The sequence below is a fragment of the Amycolatopsis sp. NBC_01286 genome, from assembly GCF_035982555.1.
Classification (GTDB): Bacteria; Actinomycetota; Actinomycetes; order Mycobacteriales; family Pseudonocardiaceae; genus Amycolatopsis.
On sequence record NZ_CP108428.1, the window covers coordinates 4,825,860 to 4,844,491 of the forward strand.

At 72.7% G+C, this 18,632-nt stretch carries 16 protein-coding genes; 12 read left to right on the forward strand and 4 right to left on the reverse strand.

The window, feature by feature from the left end; all coding sequences use genetic code 11:
• Positions 1–53: 53 nt before the first annotated feature.
• The 7 genes from OG570_RS23130 (at position 54) to OG570_RS23160 (ending at position 10,316) form a co-directional block, all read left to right on the forward strand.
• Positions 54–611, forward strand: coding sequence for a DUF5987 family protein (locus OG570_RS23130; RefSeq protein ID WP_247055514.1), 558 nt, complete (start codon positions 54–56; stop codon positions 609–611).
• Positions 608–2,260, forward strand: a complete 1,653-nt coding sequence (locus OG570_RS23135) for a GMC family oxidoreductase (protein WP_326959214.1) — start codon at positions 608–610, stop codon at positions 2,258–2,260. Before OG570_RS23130 ends, OG570_RS23135 begins: the two co-directional genes overlap by 4 nt.
• 25 nt (positions 2,261–2,285) lie before the next feature.
• The gene (locus OG570_RS23140) at positions 2,286–3,080 is read left to right on the forward strand and encodes a TIGR03084 family metal-binding protein (RefSeq protein WP_326943468.1); all 795 of its coding nucleotides are present in this window, start codon (positions 2,286–2,288) and stop codon (positions 3,078–3,080) included.
• A 153-nt stretch (positions 3,081–3,233) separates the two neighbouring features.
• Positions 3,234–9,059: a type I polyketide synthase gene (locus OG570_RS23145; protein ID WP_326943467.1), complete on the forward strand. Its 5,826-nt coding sequence runs from the start codon at positions 3,234–3,236 to the stop codon at positions 9,057–9,059.
• Positions 9,056–9,508 carry an acyl-CoA thioesterase gene (locus tag OG570_RS23150; protein WP_247055506.1) on the forward strand — a complete coding sequence of 151 codons (453 nt, stop codon included), beginning with the start codon at positions 9,056–9,058 and terminating at the stop codon, positions 9,506–9,508. The genes OG570_RS23145 and OG570_RS23150 overlap by 4 nt, the downstream gene beginning before the upstream one ends.
• Positions 9,509–10,078 (forward strand): flavin reductase family protein, encoded by a 570-nt coding sequence (locus OG570_RS23155; protein ID WP_247055503.1) that lies wholly within the window; start codon positions 9,509–9,511, stop codon positions 10,076–10,078.
• 52 nt (positions 10,079–10,130) lie between these two features.
• Complete coding sequence (locus tag OG570_RS23160; protein ID WP_247055501.1) at positions 10,131–10,316, forward strand: DUF6222 family protein; 186 nt, start codon at positions 10,131–10,133, stop codon at positions 10,314–10,316.
• 509 nt (positions 10,317–10,825) lie between these two features.
• On the opposite strand, the gene OG570_RS23165 is transcribed toward OG570_RS23160, so the two are convergent.
• Genes OG570_RS23165 through OG570_RS23180 form a run of 4 tightly spaced genes read right to left on the reverse strand, consistent with a single transcriptional unit; the run spans position 10,826 to position 14,913 of the window.
• A complete protein-coding gene (locus OG570_RS23165) occupies positions 10,826–11,866 on the reverse strand; it encodes a carboxymuconolactone decarboxylase family protein (protein ID WP_326959216.1) in 1,041 nt (346 codons plus the stop codon).
• Entirely contained in the window at positions 11,863–13,065 is a 1,203-nt protein-coding gene (locus OG570_RS23170) for a class I SAM-dependent methyltransferase (RefSeq protein WP_247055497.1), read from the reverse strand. Before OG570_RS23170 ends, OG570_RS23165 begins: the two co-directional genes overlap by 4 nt.
• A gap of 28 nt (positions 13,066–13,093) precedes the next feature.
• Positions 13,094–14,473, reverse strand: a complete 1,380-nt coding sequence (locus OG570_RS23175; RefSeq protein WP_326943464.1) for a cytochrome P450 — start codon at positions 14,471–14,473, stop codon at positions 13,094–13,096.
• Positions 14,470–14,913, reverse strand: coding sequence for an SgcJ/EcaC family oxidoreductase (locus OG570_RS23180; protein WP_326959218.1), 444 nt, complete (start codon positions 14,911–14,913; stop codon positions 14,470–14,472). The genes OG570_RS23175 and OG570_RS23180 overlap by 4 nt, the downstream gene beginning before the upstream one ends.
• 297 nt (positions 14,914–15,210) lie before the next feature.
• Between OG570_RS23180 and OG570_RS23185 the strand changes: the two genes are divergently transcribed.
• The 5 genes from OG570_RS23185 (at position 15,211) to OG570_RS23205 (ending at position 18,554) form a co-directional block, all read left to right on the forward strand.
• Entirely contained in the window at positions 15,211–15,543 is a 333-nt protein-coding gene (locus OG570_RS23185) for a DUF6235 family protein (protein ID WP_326959219.1), read from the forward strand.
• 221 nt (positions 15,544–15,764) lie between these two features.
• Entirely contained in the window at positions 15,765–16,250 is a 486-nt protein-coding gene (locus tag OG570_RS23190; RefSeq protein WP_326960128.1) for a DUF6423 family protein, read from the forward strand.
• 28 nt (positions 16,251–16,278) lie between these two features.
• Positions 16,279–17,589: an FAD-dependent monooxygenase gene (locus OG570_RS23195; RefSeq protein WP_326959221.1), complete on the forward strand. Its 1,311-nt coding sequence runs from the start codon at positions 16,279–16,281 to the stop codon at positions 17,587–17,589.
• Positions 17,579–18,031: a DUF6187 family protein gene (locus OG570_RS23200; RefSeq protein WP_326943460.1), complete on the forward strand. Its 453-nt coding sequence runs from the start codon at positions 17,579–17,581 to the stop codon at positions 18,029–18,031. Before OG570_RS23195 ends, OG570_RS23200 begins: the two co-directional genes overlap by 11 nt.
• Positions 18,003–18,554 carry a carboxymuconolactone decarboxylase family protein gene (locus OG570_RS23205; protein WP_326959223.1) on the forward strand — a complete coding sequence of 184 codons (552 nt, stop codon included), beginning with the start codon at positions 18,003–18,005 and terminating at the stop codon, positions 18,552–18,554. The genes OG570_RS23200 and OG570_RS23205 overlap by 29 nt, the downstream gene beginning before the upstream one ends.
• Positions 18,555–18,632 lie beyond the last annotated feature (78 nt).

The following is an 18,632-nucleotide window of genomic DNA, read 5'->3' on the forward strand; positions in this document are numbered from 1 at the left end:
TCCCGGAAACGCGGAACGCAACACTCCGCTTCGGACAGTGAGGAGGCAGGCCGGTGGCCAGCGAAGAAGAAGTCCAGGTGCTGACCCTGGAAGCGTACGCCGACACGATCGTGCCGGGGGAGAAACGCTCCCCGGACGACCACGCGGTGGCCGGGGTTTCCCCGGGGGCCGGCGCGGTCGAGGCGGGCGCGCTGGAGCTGCTGAACTACGACGCCACCGGCATCACCGCCGGCCTGCCGTACCTCGCGCAGTCGCTCAACGACCACGCGAAGACCTACGCGGGTGAGGTCGAGCTGGAGCTCGACTCCGACCTGCCGCCGTTCGTAGCGCTGCCGTACGAGCACCGGCGCGCCCTGGTGACCCGGCTGACGAAGCCGGGTCACCCGGAGAAGGAGGGCTGGGTCAGCCTGGCCCTGTTCTGCAACATGGCCTACGACACCGCCCCGCACCGGCACACCGCCGAAGCGCTGGCGGCCGGGCACCCCGGCCTGCTCGCGCTGGGCTACCGGCTGCCGGACGCCGACGGCCTGTGGCGGTTCCCGAAGTTCTCCTACGGCCGCAAGCTGGCCGAGCCGCATCCCGACACCACACCTTCGGGGAGTCCCGCATGAGCGCGATCGAGAAGACCGACGTCGTCATCGTCGGCAGCGGCTTCGGGGGTTCGATCCCGGCCTACCACCTCGCCGCGGGCGGAGCCAAGGTCGTGGTGCTCGAGCGCGGGCCGTGGCTGGCCGCGGACGACTTCGAGCACGACTACATGCTCGGCTCGAGCTACACCCGGGTGTTCGACTTCGTCGCCGGCGACGGGATGAGCGTGCTCGGCGGCAACTGCGTCGGCGGCGGCAGCGTGGTGTACTTCGCCGCGATGCCGCGGGCGCCGAAGTTCGTCTTCGACCGCCAGGGCAGCATCGGCCGCCGCATGTGGCCGGCGGAGATCAGCCGCGACTCGCTCGAGCCGTGGTACGACCGGGTCGACGAGTCGATCCCGGTGTCGCGCCAGGACTGGAACGACGTCAGCTACGCGGGTGGGCTGTGGGCCGCGGCCTGCAACCACTCGGGCCGCACGGCGAACCCGGCCCCGGTGGCGGTGGACAACGCCCGCTGCACCAACTGCAACTTCCAGATGGCGGGCTGCCGGTTCGACGCGAAGCGCTCGATGCTGACGAACTACCTGCCCGCCGCGCTGGCGCACGGTGCGCAGATCCGGCCGCTGCACGAGGTGGAGCGGCTGGAGCGGACCGAAGACGGCGGCTACCGCGTCCACTACGACCTGATCGACGAAGAGGACTACCGCATCCACAACGGATCCGGCGTGATCGAGGCGAAGGTCGTCATCATCGCCGCCGGCGCCGGGGCGACGCCGGTGATCCTGCAGCGGTCCGAGGCCTCGCTCGGCCGGATGCCGCACGGGGTCGGCCGGTACTTCTCCGGCAACGGGGAACGGCTCAACACGGCCATCATCAACGAGGACCGCGTGCGCGAGGTGCTCGGACTGTCCCGTGAGGACGGTGCCGCCTACGCCGCGAACCACATCGGCAAGGGCCCGACCGTGGCGAACTGGGACAAGCTCGACGGCTCGCTGCCCGAGTACGAGCGGTACTCGCTGGAGCAGCTGTACTTCCCGCCCGGGCTCGGCACGATCCTCGCGCAGGCGCCCGGCGGTGAGGAGCCGCGCTGGTTCGGCGCGGAGAAGAAGGAAATCCTCAAGCAGTGGTCGAGCTGGCTGACCATCTTCCTGATGACCGAGGACGACAACGAAGGCGTCTTCGGCACCCCGCCGCCGACCGGGAACGCGTACCGGATCTCGCAGCAGATGCTCGGCCGCGGGCCGTTGCGCTACGACCCGACGCCGAACACCCTGCGCGGCTGGGCCCTGGCCGACGCCGACTGCAAGGCCATCATCGAGAAGGACGGCCTGGCGAAGGTCGCACCGTGGACCAACGACGTCGTGGGCGCCTACACCGTGCACCCGCTGTCGTCGTGCCGCATCGGTGACGACGCGGCGACGTCCGCGCTGCACCCGAACCACGAGCTGCGCGATCACGCGGGCATCTTCGTCACCGACAGCGCTTCGGTTCCCGGCGCGCTGACGGTGAACCCCGCCATGACGATCGCCGCGCTCGCCGAGCGGTCCGTGCCCGGCATCGTCCGCGCCCTGAACGAGCGCGGTGTCGACGTCAAGTACGGCGCGCCCGCTCCCGACGGCTCCATCACCGGCCGGCGCGCGGTGTCCAAACTGGACCTCGTGGCCGGCAGCTGAACCCCGAACGAGAGGACGGAACAACGTGACTGACACGACGGCTGTGCTCGCCGACCTGACCGCCGAGGCCGCCGAGGTCGACGCGCTCGTGGCCGGCCTCACCGAGTCCGGGTGGGAGACTCCCTCGCCCGCGCCGGGCTGGCGGGTCCGGGAGCAGATCGCCCACCTCACCTTCATCCTGCGCATCGCCGGCTTCGCCTCGGCGCAGCCGGAAGCGTTCGTCGCGATGACGAAGTCGCTCACCGGCGGCCTCGACGCGGCGGTCGAGGCCGCGCTGAAGGAGTTCGAAACCGACCCGGGCGAAGTGCTGCTGGCCAAGTGGCGCGGCGAGCGGGACACCGCGATCAAGGCGCTCGCCGCGGTGCCGGGCGACCAGCTCGTGCCGTGGCTGGTGAACCCGCTGCCGCCGTACGTCCTCGCGTGCGCCGGGATGATGGAGCTGTTCGGGCACGGGCAGGACATCGCCGACGCGCTCGGCGTGACGCCGGTGCGCACCGACCGGCTGCGGCACCTGGTCGGGTTCGCCGTCCGCGTCTGGGACTTCGGTTACCAGGCCCGGAACCTGACACCGCCGGAGACCGAGTTCCGGTTCGAGATCACCGGGCCCTCGGGCGCGCTGTGGACGTTCGGGCCGGCGGACTCGCCGGAGCGGATCACCGGCTCGGCCGAGGACTTCTGCCTGCTGGTCACCCGCCGGCGGCACCGCGACGACCTCGACGTGCGCGCCGAGGGAGCGCTGGCCGACGGCTGGCTCGACATCGCGCAGGCGTACCGCGGGCCGGCCGGCGAAGGCCGGACGCCAGGCCAGTTCGGCCGCTGAGCGGTACCGGATCAGGCGAATTCGAGGATGCGTGTCGCCGGGTGCTGTCCCGGTGACCGCGGGCATGCAGAAAGAAGACACGACCGGAACACCGGGTCATGCTGAACCGGGGCCGGTAATCGGGGCACGAGTAGCCAGTGGGAGTGCGGTGGCATGAGCGGTGAGCGGATTTCGATCGTGGGTATCGGTCTCCGGTACCCGGACGCGGGTTCACCGGAGGAGCTCTGGGAGAACGTACTGGCCGGTCGCCGGGCGTTCCGCAGGCTGCCCGACGAACGGATGAATCGGGCAGACTACTATTCGCCAGACCCCAAGGCACCGGACCGGTTTTACGCACAGAAGGCCGCGGTGCTGCGGGACTACGAGTTCGACCGGGTCGCCCACAAGGTCGCCGGGAGCACGTTCCGGGCCACCGACACGACCCACTGGCTCGCCCTCGACGTCGCCGCGCAAGCGCTGGCCGACGCCGGGTTCCCCGAAGGCGAAGGCACGTCGAAGCCCGCCACCGGCGTGGTCATCGGCAACAGCCTCACGGGTGAGTTCTCCCGCGCCAACGTGATGCGCCTGCGCTGGCCCTACGTCCGGCGCACCGTCGCCGCGGCGCTGGCCGGGCGCGGCTGGGGCGACGACGAGACCGGCGACTTCCTGCGCGAGCTGGAAATCCAGTACAAGGCGCCGTTCCCGGAGATCAACGAGGACACCCTGGCCGGCGGCCTGGCGAACACCATCGCCGGGCGGGTCTGCAACCACTTCGACTTCGGCGGCGGCGGGTACACCGTCGACGGCGCCTGTTCCTCTTCGCTGCTTTCGGTGGTGAGCGCGGCCAACGCCCTGACGCAGGGCGACCTGGACGTCGCCGTCGCCGGCGGTGTCGACCTGTCCATCGACCCGTTCGAGGTGATCGGGTTCGCGAAGACCGGCGCGCTGGCCAAGCGCGACATGAAGGTCTACGACGCCGACTCCAACGGCTTCTGGCCCGGCGAGGGCTCGGGCATGCTCGTGCTGATGCGTGAAAGCGACGCGATCGAGCAGGGCAAGCGGATCTACGCCTCGGTCACCGGCTGGGGCGTGTCCTCCGACGGCAAGGGCGGCATCACGCGGCCCGAGGCCGCCGGGCACCGGCTGGCGCTGAAGCGCGCGTACACCCGCGCCGGCTACGGCGTCGAAACCGTGTCCTACTTCGAAGGTCACGGCACCGGCACCGCGCTCGGCGACGCCACCGAGATCGAGGCGTTGTCGACCGCCCGCCGGGACGCCGACCCGCTGGCCAAGCCGGCGGCGCTGTCCACGATCAAGGGCAACATCGGGCACACCAAGGCCGCGGCCGGTGTGGCCGGGCTGATCAAGGCCACCCTGGCCGTCTACCACCAGGTCATCCCGCCCGGCACCGGGCACTTCGACCCGCACGAGTCGCTGACCGGCGACGCGGCCCGGATGTACGTGCCGAGCGAGGCCGAGCTGTGGCCCGCGGAGCACCCGGTGCGCGCCGGCGTGTCCGCGATGGGCTTCGGTGGGATCAACTCGCACGTCACCGTCGCCGAGGGGCCGCACGCGCCCCGCCGCGACGAGCTCGACGAGCGCTCCCGCGCCCTGGTCGCCGGCCGGCAGGACGCCGAGCTGCTGCTGCTCGACGCCGACGACGTCGCCACCCTGCGCGGACGCCTCGCGGCGCTCCTCGAATCGGTGCCGAAGCTGTCGTTCGCCGAGCTGACCGACCTCGCCGGCAGCCTCGCCGCCGAGCTGTCGGGCAAGCCGGTCCGGGCCGCGGTCGTCGCCGCGAACCCCGAGCAGGCCGAGCGCAAGCTCACCCGGCTGCTCGAACTGCTCGAAGAGGGCGACTCGGTGTTCGAGAGCACCGACGGCATCTTCGCGAGCTCGCGGCCCACCGCGCCGCGGATCGGGTTCCTCTTCCCCGGCCAGGGTTCCGGCCGCGGCGGGGACAGCGCGGTCCGCCGCCGGTTCGACGTCGCCCGCGAGCTCTACGACGCGGCCGCGTTGCCGACCGACGGCGACCAGGCCTCCACCGAGGTGGCCCAGCCGCGGATCGTCACCGGCTCCCTCGCCGGGCTGCGGGTGCTTCGCGCCTTCGGCGTCGAAGCGAGCTCCGCGACCGGGCACAGCCTCGGCGAACTGACCGCCCTGCACTGGGCCGGCGCGGTCGGCGAGCGCGAGGTGGCCGAGCTGGCCAGGATCCGCGGCCGGGTGATGGCGACCGAGGTCGGCCCCGGCACGGGGGCGATGGCCGGTATCGCGGCGTCGCCGTCCCGGACCGAGGAGCTCGGGCTCGGCACCGACGTCGTCATCGCGGGCTACAACGCGCCGCAGCAGACGGTGATCTCGGGACCGATCGCGGCCGTCGACCGGGTGGTCGCACTGGCCAAGGCCCAGGGCGTCGGCGCGACCCGGATCAAGGTGTCGCACGCGTTCCACTCCCCGGCCGTCGAACCCGCCGCGACCGCGATGATCGAGCGGCTCGGCGAGTTCAGCTTCGAGCGGCTCCAGCGGCCGGTGATCTCCACGGTGACCGGCGACGTCCTGCACGCCGCCGAGAACCTGCCGGAGCTGCTGTGCGAGCAGATCGTGCAGCCGGTCCGGTTCCGGGAGGCCGCCGCGAAGGTCGCCGAACGCAGCGACCTGGTGATCGAGGTCGGTCCCGGCCGGGTGCTCACCGGGCTCTTCGAGGACATCGCACCGCGGACGCCGGTTTTGGCGTTCGACACCGACAGCACCTCTCTCGGCGCCGTCCTGCGGGTGCTGGGCGCGGCGTTCGCGCTGGGCGCTCCGGTCACCCCGGAGCGGCTGTTCGCCGGCCGCGTGGTCCGGGAACTGCCCGCCGACGGGGTCTACCGGTTCCTGGCCAGCCCCTGCGAGGCGGCTCCGGCGATCGACGCCGAGCTCGCCGCGGAGCAGGCTGCCGCCGGTGCCCGGCCCGCCGAGGCGGAAGCCGCCGACACCGAGAGCACCACGCTCGACCTGCTGCGCAGGCTCGCCGCCGAGCGCGTCGAGCTGCCGCTGGAGACGGTCACGGCCGACACCCACCCGCTCGACGACCTGCACCTTTCGTCGATCACCGTGGGCCAGCTGGTCAACGACGTCACCCGGGCCCTCGGCCGGCCCGCGCTCGAGGGCATGCCGAACTTCGCCACCGTCTGTCTCGGCGATCTCGCCGAGATGATCGACGAGCTGGCGCAGACGGCGAAGCCGGCGGACGCGGCGGGCAAGGGCGAAGCACCGGGCATCGGGCCGTGGGTCCGGCCGTTCGCGGTCGAGTACCTGCCCGCGGCCCTCCCGGCCGCGGACCTGCCCTCGGGCACCGTGTCCGCGCAGTGGCAGGTCTTCGCCACCCCGGGCAACCCGCTCGCCGAGCCGCTGCGGACGGCACTCGCCCGCAGCGGTGCGGGTGAGGGCGTGCTGCTCTGCCTGCCCACCGACTGCGACGCCGGGCACGTCGGGCTGTTCCTCGAAGCCGGCCGGGCCCTGATGGCCGCGCCCAACGGCACGCGGTTCGTCGTGGTGCACCACGGCTACGGCGCCTCCGGCCTGGCGAAGACGCTGCGCCTGGAGGACCCGTCGGCGAAGACCACGATCGTCGACCTGGCCGACCCGACCCCGGCGGAGCCGGCGGCGATCGACCGCGCGGTGACGACGGTGGTCGCCGAAGTCGCGGCGACGACGGACTTCGTCGAAGCCCGCTACGGCTCCGACGGCGGCCGCACGGTCCCGCGGCTGGTCGGCTTGCCGGCGGCGGCCTCCGGTCCCATCCCGGAGACCCTCGACAGCACCGACGTCATGCTGGTCACCGGCGGCGGCAAGGGCATCACGGCGGAGAGCGCGCTGGCACTGGCGAAGGACTCCGGCGCGAAGCTCGCGCTCCTCGGGCGCAGTGACCCGGAAACGGACCCCGAGCTGCTGGAGAACCTCGACCGCATGGAGGCGGCGGGCATCCGCTACGTCTACGAGCGGGCCGACGTCACCGACGCCGCGCAGATCGCCGGCGTGGTCGCCCGCGTGGAGGCCGAGCTGGGCCCGGTCACCGCGGTCATGCACGGCGCGGGCCGCAACGAGCCGGCCGCGTTGTTCAGCCTGACCGAGGACGCCTTCCGCAAGACCATCGCGCCGAAGATCGACGGTCTCAACGCCGTGCTCGACGCGGTCGACCAGGACCGCATCAAGCTGCTGGTGACCTTCGGCAGCATCATCGGCCGCGCCGGCCTCCGCGGTGAGGCGCACTACTCCACGGCCAACGACTGGATGACCGAGGCGACCCTGCGCTTCGGCCGGGAACACCCCCGGGCGCGGGCGATCGCGCTGGAGTGGTCGGTCTGGTCCGGCACCGGCATGGGCGAGAAGCTCGGCGTGGTCAGCGCCCTGATGCGCGACGGCATCACGCCGATCCCGCTCGACGAGGGCATCACCATCCTGCGCCAGCTGCTTTCGGACCCGGCCACGCCGCCGGTGCTCGTCATCTGCGGCCGCATGAACGGGCTGCCGACCCTGCCGATCCAGCGGCGCGAGCTGCCGCTGACCCGGTTCATCGACCGGACGGTCGTGCACTACCCCGGGGTCGAGCTGATCACCGAGGCCGAGCTGTCCGCGGGCAGCGACCCGTACCTGACCGACCACCTGCTCGACGGTCAGCTGCTCTTCCCGGCCGTGCTCGGCATGGAGGCGATGACCCAGGTCGCGTCGGCCACCGTCGGTCGCGGCGGCACCCCGGTGCTGGAGGGCGTCGAGTTCCTGCGCCCGATCATCGTCTCGCCGGGTAAGTCGACCACCATCCGGCTGGCCGCGCTCGCCCGGGACGCCGACACCGTGGACGTCGTGATCCGCAGCGACGAGACGGGCTTCAGCGCCGATCACTTCCGGGCCCGGCTCAACTTCGCCCGGCCGGAGTCGCTCGGCGAGACCACCCTGCGGGACGTCGCGCTGCCGTCGGTCCCGGTCGACCCGATCCGCGAGCTGTACGGCTCGGTCCTGTTCCAGGGCAAGCGCTTCCAGCGCGTGCTCGGGTACCGGCGGGCCAGCGCGCGGCACGCGGTCGCCGAGATCTCGACGTCGGCGAACGTGGCGTGGTTCGCGCCGTTCCTGCCGCAGGACAAGCTGCTGGCCGACCCGGGCACCCGGGACGCGATGATGCACGCGATCCAGTGCTGCATCCCGGACGCGACGTTGCTGCCGCAGAGCATCGAGAAGCTCTACCTGGCCGCGCCGGGCGAGCAGCACGACGAGTACGTCCTGCTCGACGCGCGCGAACGGTCCCAGGACGGCGACAGCTACGTCTACGACCTGGACGTCCGCAACCCGGACGGCACGCTCGTCGAACGCTGGGAAGGGCTGATGCTCCGCGCGGTGCGCAAGCGCGACGGGGCGGGGCCGTGGGTGCCGTCGATGCTCGGGGCCTACCTCGAGCGTGCGTGCGAGCGGCTGCTCGGCGGCCGGCGATCGGTGGTGCTGGAGCCGGACCCGGCGGACCGCGTGTGCGAAGGCATCGCGGAGCGGCGCGTCCAGACGGCGCTGGCGGCGAGCCGCAGCCTCGACCGGCCGGTCGAGGTGCGCTACCGACCCGACGGCAAGCCGGAGATCGACGGGGCCGAGGTGACCGCGTCGCACACCGCGCAGCTGACGCTGGCGGTCACCGGCTCCGGGCAGCTCACGTGTGACATCGAGAGTGCGATCGAGCGGACCGACGAGGACTGGACCGGACTGCTGGGCGAAGAGCTCGTCGCCGTCGGCCGGCTGCTGGCCGCGGACACCGGCGAACCGGTCGCGGTGGCCAACACCCGGGTCTGGAGCGCGCTGGAGTGCGTGCGCAAGACCGGCGGGATGACCCAGGCCCTCACGGTCCGCCGGGTCGAGGCCGACGGGTGGGCGCTGCTCGCCTGCGGCGACGCCCTGATCGCGACCTGGTCGACCACGGTCGACGACCGGCCGGCCCCCGTGGTCTTCGCCGTCCTCCACGCAGAGGGGAACCGAGAATGACCGGCTACTACGAGCTCCGCCACACGGTCGGCTTCGAAGAGACCAACATGGTGGGCAACGTCTACTACGTCAACTACGTCCGGTGGCAGGGCCGGTGCCGCGAGATGTTCCTCGTCGAGCGGGCTCCGGCGGTACTGGCGGACATCCGCGGCGACCTGAAGCTCTACACCCTCAAGGTGGAGTGCGAGTTCTTCGCGGAGATCACCGGCTTCGACGAGCTGTCCATCCGGATGCGCCTCGAGGAGCTGACCCAGACGCAGCTGCAGTTCACCTTCGACTACGTCCACCTGCACCCGGACGGCGAGCGGTTGGTGGCGCGCGGACGTCAGCGGATCGCCTGCATGCGGGGACCGAACTCGGCGACCGTGCCGGTCCGGGTGCCCGAGGCGCTGCTGGAGGCGTTGGCGCCCTACACGACGGCTACGGCGCGCAACGGCAAGGGAGTCTAAATGGGCCACCCAGGAGCAGGCCCCGCCGAGCGGACACCGCTGCAGCGGGTGCCGACGTCGGCGGCGCGCCGCGGGCTCAGCCCGCAACCGGCACTGCGCCAGGTGATGGCGCAGTTCGCGACGGGCGTCACGGTGCTCACGGCCGGCGGCGCGGACCCGCACGGGATGACCGCGAACGCTTTCTCGTCGGTGTCGCTGGATCCGCCGCTCGTGCTGTGCTGCGTCGCCAAGGCGGCCCGGATGCACAGCTCGATCGTCGCCGCGGGCTCGTTCGCGGTGAACATCCTGGCCTCGGACCAGCAGGCCGTGTCGAAGTACTTCGCCGACTGGAAGCGGCCCGACGGGCTGGCCCAGTTCGACGCGGTCAGCTGGACGCCGGGCGGCAAGACCGGGGCACCGCTGTTCACGGGTGCCCTGGCCTGGCTGGAGTGCGAGCTGGCGCAGGTCATCGAGGGCGGTGACCATTCGGTCTTCCTCGGCCGGGTGGTCGCCACCGGCCGGGGGGCCGGCGAGGACGCCCTCATCTTCTACAGCGGCGGCTACCACGACGTGGACGGCCGGGTCGCGTGAACCGACGCCGGCCCCGAGCACTACCGGGGCCGCACGAAGGAGAGGGAAAGTCATGACTGCCAACAACACGGGTCGCACGGACGCCGCCGCGGCCACCTCGCGGTATGTCGAGCCGGTGGAAGCGCCGGTCGACCTGACCGTGCGGCCGATGCCGCGGCTCGGCCGGGGCATCGTCTGGTCGGACGTCGTCGCCGAGATGGAGCGTGACCTCGAGGAGCGGCTGGGCGAGGCCGCGTAAGCGGTTCCCCGGACGGCCTCGCGCCACGAAGCCGGGCCCGGCGGGACACCGACCCTCAGCGACGGTGTCCGCGCCGGCCCCGGCTTCGTCCCCTTGACGGGCGCCGGGTCTCGCGGTGACCGACGGCGCACCGGTGATAGCTCGAACGGCTACGGCGGATCCTTCCGCCGTAGCCGTTCGGGTTTCCGGCGTGTGGTCCCGCGGACAGCCCACAGGACATCCGGCGAGGCCGGCACGAATCGTGCCGGCCTCGCCGAGTCGGTGGTACGACATCCCGGCACACCGCCCGCAACGGCCGGCACGGCAACGAGAACGGCCGGCACACCGCCCGGCGTGGCCACCACGGCACGCGGCGTCGACAGCGAACCCGCCTGCCGGTGTGTCGGCCGTTCTCGTCCGCGCTGCTCCCATCGCGGCCAAGCGGAAATGCCGCGGGCGCAAGGGTTTCCACGCAACAAAGAAGGCCTCCCCGCCCTCTCGGGTGGGGAGGCCTTCCGTCTACCGCAGGGTCACGCGTGGTCGGCGACGGCCCCGGCGAGCAGGCTGCTGACCCGGCGGGCCGCGGCCATCCCGGCCCACGCGGTCAGCTCGATCAGGGTGTCGTCGCCGGGCGCGGTGCGGCGGAACGCCTCGACGAGCCCCTCGTCGACCTGGTAGGACGCCAGCGCCGTGGCCAGCGCCAGCCGACCGGCCGGCCGGTCGGCCTCGGCGAGCCCGGCGACCGCCTCGTCGAGCCAGGACCGGCTGAGCCCCGGCGCCTGCCCGTCCCAGGCGGCCAGCCGCTCCCGCACCAGCGTGCGGACGCCGGCGGGCACCGAACGGGCACCCGCCGCTTCGGCCACGGCGTAGGCGCGGGCGAACGCGTCGGCGATCACCGGGTTCCCGCGCGCCCAGCCCAGGTCCTCCGGTGCCGGAGCGGCCGGGAGCAGCTCCAGTGACGCTCCCGGCCGCGGTCCCGACGTCGCCGGGGGCCGCAGCACGCCGCCGAGCACCCGCCGCGCCTGCGGCTTGGCGGACTCGGGGACGTGCGCGGGGAACGGCGAATCCCGGAGGTACACGTTCACCATGCGGTTGTAGTACTGGAACGCCACGGCGACGCCGATCAGCTCGGGCGCGTGCGCGGCCGAGAACGGCGGTGCGGGCGCCGTCGTCGTCGCCGACGCGCGGGCCCACGCTTCGAGCGCCGCCCGTTCGGAGCCGCCGGACTCGCCGGGGCCGTCCGGGATGGCGGCGAGCGTCATGCCGTGCACGTCCACGCAGTACGGGCAGCTGTTGGCCGCCGACACCCCGGTGGCCACCGCCTCCTTGGCCGCGCGCCCGGCCGGGCCGGGCACCAGCAGCGTCTCCCGCAGGATCAGCCAGGCCGCGGCCATCGACTCCGGCGCCGCGGAGTGCAGCGCCGTCGGCGGCGCGAGCATCCCGAAGTCCTGCTCCACCTGCCGGTAGACCGCGGCCACCAGGCCGCGGGCCCGGCGCCGCGGCACCACGCCGACGTGCCGGGTGTCGCGCAGGGACTTGCGCACGGCGAAGCGGACGAGACCCGCGATCATCGGGTGCTCGCGCGTGCGATCACGGCGCCCACCACGAAGTCCGGGTACTGCTCGGCGATGGCGTCCACGTCGGGCAGGACCGTCACGTCGCCGAGCCCGGCCGCCTCGAACGTGGCCCGCCAGGCGGCCGGGGTGAGGAAGCCGTGGGTCGGCCGCTTCACCGGGTCGGTGATGACGTCGGTGAAGCTGTCGAGGAAGTCGAAGATGATCTCGGCGTGGATGGGCCGGGCGAGCTTCGTCGGCCGCACGCATTCGGACACCACGACCGCGCCGCCCGGCTTCAGCGCCTTCGCCGCCTCGGCGACGACGAAGTCGAGATCGGGCGCCACGTGGAAGCAGTTGACCGCGTACACGGCGTCGAACGTGCCGGGCTCGACCCCCTGCGCCTCCCAGGGCAGCGTCATGTCGATGCGGGCCGACTCGACCGTCGTCGACGGCGACGCGGCGGCCGCGGCCGCCTTCTCGCCGTGCCGGGCGAACGTCTCGGCGACCTCGGTGAACCGGTAGCGCGTGACATCGGAACCGAGCGTGCGGAGCACCTGCTCGGCGCCGCTGCCGCAGCCGCCGCCGATCTCGAGGATCTCGAACGGGCCGCCCGCCGCCGGCACGAGGCGGCTCAGCGCCTCCGCGCCGACCTTGTTGTTGATCGAGTACAGCAGGTTGTCGTTGGAGAAGTACTTCAGCCACAACGGAAGCTGCGCGGGCGCGAAGAGGATCTCGTCACCGGTCGCTTCGCCCGCGAAGAACGTCTTCGCCTCGTCGACGAGCGTCCGCAGGATCTCGACGGCGACGGCGGCACCCGGCTCGCGCGCGGCGAGCTCGGCGGCGACGTCGTCGAACGACGGGACGGCCACCGTGCCGGGCACGTACCGGCCGCCTTCCCGGGCGAAGATCCCCGAGTCCGACAGCTTTTCGTACAGGAAGTGCAACGGGATCGTCCGGCGCCACGGGATCGACAGCTCCTGCTTGGCCTGCGGGACCGAGGTTCCGGAGGCGGTCGGCAGGGCGCCGATCGCGGAGAGGATCCGGTGGGCGGTGGCGTCGACGAGGCGGGCGAACGTCTCGTTGGCCGCCAGGAAGCGGAACGGGAAGTGCTCCCGGACGCCCTCGTCGGCGATGGCGGCTCGCAGCTTCGCGAACTCCGCCGCCTTCGGGTGGTCTTCGGGCCGGCCGTAGCCGTTCTCCGCCTGCTCAGTCATGTTCACTCACTTTCGCGATGTCCGGCGGTCAGGCCGCGGCACGGCCGAGGTCCGGGAACGAGTGGACGGTCAGGGGCAGCCCGCCGCCGAGGCGCAGCGACATCATCGGCTCCGGCTTGACCGCGAACCCAGGCACGGTGTCGAACCGCAGGTCGCGCATCAGCGTGGAGATGATGAAGGTGGCCTCCATCATCCCCAGGTGGTTGCCGACGCAGAACCGGGGACCGGCGCCGAACGGGATGTGCGCGTAGCGCGGGCGATCCGACGTCACGTCCGGGTCGAACCGCTCCGGGAGGAACCGGTCCGGCTCCGGCCAGTACCGCGGGTGCCGGTGCAGGATGTACGGGCAGATCAGCACTTCCGAGCCCGCGGGCACGTGGTACCCGCCGACCTCGTCGTCGGCCAGCGCCCGGCGCGGCAGGATCCACACCGGCGGGAACAGCCGCATGGCCTCCTGCAGCACCATGTGCGTGTAGCGCAGCCGGGTCAGGTCCTCGTAGGCCGGGCGACGGTCGCCGTAGACCGCCACCGCCTCCTCGTGCAGCCGCTCCCGGACCTCCGGGTGCCTGCTCACCAGGTCCAGCGTCCAGCCGACGGTGCTGGCCGTCGTCTCGTGCCCGGCCAGCAGCAGCGTCACCAGCTCGTCGCGCATGCGGCGGTCGGCGACCCGTTTGTCGGATTCCTTGGCGGTGGAGGCGATGAGCCGGGTCAGCACGTCGTCGCCGGTCGCGGACGGCCGGGCCTTCCGCTGCTCCACGAGGAGCCCGACGACGTGCTGGAGGTGGTCGCGGCCGGCGCGGAACGCCCGCTGCCCCTTGAGCGGGAGCCACCGCGGCACCATGCCCAGCGTCTCCATCTCGAACATGGCCTGGTCCTGCACGGCCTCGAAGGAGTGCTCGACGGCGTCGAACGCGCTGAGGTCGGTGTCCAGCAGGGTGCTGCCGAGCACGCCGAGGGTCAGCGCGGTGATCTCGGACAGCACGTCCACCGGCGCCCCGGAGTCCCGGTGGGCGGTGAGGCGCTCGACCAGGCTGAGGGCCTCGTCGATGATCACGTCGGCCTGCGCGGCGATCCGCTTGTGCTGGAACACCGGCTGGATGGTGCGCCGCTGTTCCTTCCACAGCGCGCCTTCCGACGTCAGCAGCCCGTCGCCCAGCGCCCGCTTGGCCTCGGTGTAGCCGATGCCCTTGTGGTAGTTGGCCGCGTTGTCCGCGAGCACGTGCTTGGCGTGGTCGGGGTGGTTGAAGATGTAGAGCGTCTTCGGGCCGATCGACACCCGCACCGCGTCGCCGTATTCGCGGACGGCCTCGCTCATCAGGCCGATCCGGTCCGAGCGGAGCTTGCGCAGGATCCCGGGGGCGGCCCGGCGCGGCGGTCCCGGGGGAACGCGGCGGGGGCTGCCGGTCATGCCGTCGGAGTGGTCGAGCCGGGCGTGGGCAGGCCCTGCTTCGAGGTGCTGTTCTGGTAGGCCGCGAGCCGCCACTGGCCCTCGGTCCGCACGGCCAGCCAGGAGGAGCGGATCGCCTGCGCGGCCGACACCTCGGTCTCACCGGCGGCCAGCACACCGCCGGACGACAGCAGCAGCGCGACGTCGGGGCCGAGGAAGCGCAGGCCGATCGGCTTGCCGACGACCTGGGTGCCGGCGTACGGGCCCTCGAAGGCCTCGGCGAAGTACTCCTTGATGTCCTGGCGGCCCTGGCGGAAGACGCCGGGCAGGATCAGCGTGCCGTCCTCGGTGAACAGGTCGGCGATCGACGCGGCGTCCTGGTGCGCCCAGGCCGCGAGGAGCCGCTGGGGGATGACTCCGATGGCCGCCTGGTCGGCGGCCGGCACCTCGGTGGTCGTCATGGCGCTTCCTTTCGGGCGAACGGCGGGACGGCGGCGGGCGCGGGAAACCGGCCGGACGGCGCGGCTTCCCGGTCACTCGTCCACGTTCGCACCGCGCACCGCCCGCCCACGTCTCCCGCAGTGCGGCGGTGCCGGGCCCGCCCGGGCGCCGCAGCGCAAGTTCGGAGATGAGCCCGGCGGGTGTCCCGGGGCAAACTGGAAGCTGTTTGGGCCGGGGTGTCAGCACGGCCCGGCACGGGCCGGGGCCCGCTACCCGTCTCGGGTAACCCCGCGGACGTTTGGTTGGGAGGCCGGCGGATGGCGATGCGCCTCCAGCTCATCGAGGGAACCGAACTGCTCGACAGGTGGGCCGAATCGGCGTCACAGGCTCAGCGAAATGTCATGTACGAAGCATTGTTCGCCGTCGGCGACGGTTCCGCATTCCTCATTTATGACATTTTCGGCGATCCCGGGGACCGCGGTATTTTCGTGGTCGCGGTGCGACCCGATCTGGTCCTCAAGGTCCTGCTGCGGCGCGCGGACTCCTCGTTCGCGATTCGCTACGTCGGCCTGCCGGACAGCGAAGCCGCCGGTCTCGGCGGTGAGGTCGGGCCGCCCGTGGAGGAGCCCAGTAGCCCGGAAGGCGGCTAGGCCGAACGGCCTAGCGCCGCCCGCCGGGCGGCGGACGCGCGTCACGCTCTGTCGATGTGTTCCTCACCTTGACAGCGTCTCTCGGCGTGTGAAAGCCTTTTCTTGTTTGCGGGTCGGTCCGCATTCTGGGGGATCCTTGGTTAAAAGGAGGACGGACCATGTCGTCACCCGAGTTGCCCGGACTGGATGTCCACGGACGCGTGCGGGCTCGTGACATCCAGATGACCGGAACGGCCGATCTGGGCCGCCGCGTCCTGATGATCACCGGCGCCATCGACACGACCGACCACGACGTCTCGATCAGCGTCACCCTGCCGGAGCCGGGCCGCTGGCAGGTGATCAAGGCCGAGACGAACCTGACCGACCGCACCTGGGTGGCCATGCAGGCCGTGCTCGACGAGGACTCGACGTTCGTCGACGACCCCGGGACCGCGGTGATGTCCCCGCAGTTCGCGAAGAGCTTCATGACGCCGGACCAGCGCCGCCTCACCTTCTACGACGGTGAGGTCCGCCCGGGCGAAGCGGTGCTCAAGATGTATTCGATGGAGACGAACGGCCGCAAGCCGGGGTACTTCTACTCCCGTTACAGCCCGATCGCCTCCGACAGCGCCGAGCAGTCGGAAGCGACGCTGAGCCAGCTGGTCAGCGACGGGATGCAGCAGCGTCCGGTGATCGAGCTGATCGTGCCGATCACCGTCGTCGGTTGAGCCCGGCGGGCACGGCTGTGGGTGCCTCGTGATCAAGTTCGTGCCGGAGCCGCACCTGCTCGAGTCGCCGCGCGGGCGTGACTGGCCGCGGCTGCCGCGCCCGGCCGTCCGCGACCGGCGCGAGGGGCCGGCGAACTCCGCCGAAGTCGTCATCGTCGGCGCGGGCCCGGCCGGGCTCGCGGTCGCGTCCGCGCTGTGGCACCACGGCGTGCGCGACGTCGTCATCGTCGACCGGGACGGCCGCCCGTGCGGCCGGTTCTTCGACCGGATCGACCGGCTGGGCCAGCGGGTCCTCCGCTCGCCGTACGAGCACCACCCCGGCGTCGAGGGGTACCGCGACTGCGAGCTGCTGGACTTCGCGCGGCTGCACTGGGCGCGCCTGAGCGCCACCGAGCGGCGCGAGGTCCGGATGGCCCAGGCGGGGCACCGCTCGGTCGTGCCCGTCGACGTCTTCGAGGCCTACTGCGACCACCTGGCCACCAGCCACCACGTCGTGGAGAACACCTGGCCGGGGTCGGTGCGCGAAGTGCTGCCGACCGACGACGCGGTGACCGTGCGCGCGAACCGGTTCACCGTGACCGCCCGGCACGCCGTGCTCTGCCTCGGCGAAGAACGGCGTCCGGCGCCCGAAGCCTGGTGGGGTGGCGGCCGGCCGCCCGCCGGAGTGTCCTATTGGGACGAACCGGTGGCGCCGGGCGGGGAGAGCCAGGTCGTGGTCGGCGCGGGCCTCACCGCGGCGCACCTGATCGCCGGCGCGCTCGAGGCTGGCCGGCAGGTGCACTGGGTGGTCCGCGAGGCCGGCGAGCACTACCAGTGCGCCGACGTCAACTCGTCGTTCTTCCGCCCGGAGGGCCGGGCGCGCTTCGACGGCGTGGACCGGGCCGGGCGGCTGGACCTGATGCGCCGCTTCCGGCGGGCCTCCATCATGTTCGAGTTCCGGCCCCTGCTGCAGCAGGCGGAAGCCGACGGACGGCTGGTCGTGCACCGCGGCGAAGCGGTCAAGGAAGTCGACGCGGGCGTGGTCTGCCGGCTGGAGAGCGGCCGGACGATCAAGGCGGACACCGCCGTGCTGGCGCTGGGCACGACCCCGTCGATCGGCAGCGGCCTGCTGCCGTCGGCGGTCGTGGGCGAGCGCGACGGCTGGCCGGACCTGGACGAGCGGACGCTCCGCTACACCCGCGCCCCGCGCGTGTCGGTGGTGGGCGCGGCGGCCGGACTGGTGTTCGGCCCGGCCGCGCGCAACATCGACGGCCACCGGGTGGCGACCGCGCGGGTGGCCGCGTCGATCGCGCACGGCCTGCGCCACGGCCTCGTCCCGGCGGTGGCCGGTGCCCGATGACCTCCGGTTCGCGCTGGCCTCGATCGACGACCCGGACGGCACCGAGGTGGGCGTCATCCTGCTCGGCCTCGACGCGGAGCGGCTGCTGGCCGGCGTCGGGTCCGCCCGGCTGGCCGACGACGACACGGCGCTGGTCACCCAGGCCGTCGACCAGGCCCGGCACGAGGTGGCCGGTCCCCGTTACGCCGACCTGATCGCGGCCGGGCGGGCCCGCTGGCGCGCGGTCCGGGCGTCCCTCGCGAGCCTGCCCGTCGCGGCGAACCCGGCTTCCCCGCGGCGCGCCTGGGCCGAGACCGCCGCGCACGTCGCCGCCGCCGTCCCCGGCGCCGGACCGGCCTCCATCAGCTACCTGACCGCCTGCACGCTGCGTCGCCGGGAGGTCGACCGGCTCGCCGACGAACGAGGAGAACCCGATGTCCCACTTGAAGGCCCTGCCGGCTGAGACCGCCCTGCTGGACGTGTTCCGGGCCTACCCCGGCCCCGCCGGGCCGCTGCTGGACCTGCACGAGCAGGTGATGCGGGCCGAATCCCCCTTCACCCCGGGGGAGCGGGAGCTGATCGCGGCGTACGTCTCGGGCCTCAACGGCTGCGACTACTGCCACGGCATCCACACGGTCACCGCGGAGGCGTTCGGCGTCCCCGAAGGGCTGCTCGCCGCCGCGGTGCAGGACCTCGAGTCCGCGCCCGTCGACGAGAAGATGCGGCCGGTGCTCGCCTACGCCGGCAAGCTGACCCGCACGCCGTCCCGGGTGACCGAGGCCGACGCCGAAGCCGTGTTCGCCGCCGGCTGGGACGAGCGAGCGCTGCACGACGCCGTCCTGGTGTGCGCGCTGTTCAACTTCATGAACCGGATGGTCGAGGGCGTGGGGCTGCGCGCCGACGCGGCCTACGCCGAGGTGTCGGGCCGGCGGCTGCACGAAGTCGGCTACGCGGGCTTGGGGAAGGTGCTCGCCGCGGAGAGCTGAGCCGCGCGCCGCCGGAATCGAGCACGACGGCGGGTGCGCAACCGTGGAGACGCAGCTAGCGGCCGCCCTGCCGGATGC

Bases quoted from the DNA above. Each gene is read 5' to 3' on its own strand.
- OG570_RS23135 (WP_326959214.1), top strand. From the start codon at position 608: ATGAGCGCGATCGAGAAGACCGACGTCGTCATCGTCGGCAGCGGCTTC.
- OG570_RS23145 (WP_326943467.1), top strand. From the start codon at position 3,234: ATGAGCGGTGAGCGGATTTCGATCGTGGGTATCGGTCTCCGGTACCCG.
- OG570_RS23150 (WP_247055506.1), top strand. From the start codon at position 9,056: ATGACCGGCTACTACGAGCTCCGCCACACGGTCGGCTTCGAAGAGACC.
- OG570_RS23155 (WP_247055503.1), top strand. From the start codon at position 9,509: ATGGGCCACCCAGGAGCAGGCCCCGCCGAGCGGACACCGCTGCAGCGG.
- OG570_RS23160 (WP_247055501.1), top strand. From the start codon at position 10,131: ATGACTGCCAACAACACGGGTCGCACGGACGCCGCCGCGGCCACCTCG.
- OG570_RS23165 (WP_326959216.1), bottom strand. From the start codon at position 11,866: ATGATCGCGGGTCTCGTCCGCTTCGCCGTGCGCAAGTCCCTGCGCGAC.
- OG570_RS23170 (WP_247055497.1), bottom strand. From the start codon at position 13,065: ATGACTGAGCAGGCGGAGAACGGCTACGGCCGGCCCGAAGACCACCCG.
- OG570_RS23175 (WP_326943464.1), bottom strand. From the start codon at position 14,473: ATGACCGGCAGCCCCCGCCGCGTTCCCCCGGGACCGCCGCGCCGGGCC.
- OG570_RS23180 (WP_326959218.1), bottom strand. From the start codon at position 14,913: ATGACGACCACCGAGGTGCCGGCCGCCGACCAGGCGGCCATCGGAGTC.
- OG570_RS23185 (WP_326959219.1), top strand. From the start codon at position 15,211: ATGGCGATGCGCCTCCAGCTCATCGAGGGAACCGAACTGCTCGACAGG.
- OG570_RS23190 (WP_326960128.1), top strand. From the start codon at position 15,765: ATGACCGGAACGGCCGATCTGGGCCGCCGCGTCCTGATGATCACCGGC.
- OG570_RS23205 (WP_326959223.1), top strand. From the start codon at position 18,003: ATGTCCCACTTGAAGGCCCTGCCGGCTGAGACCGCCCTGCTGGACGTG.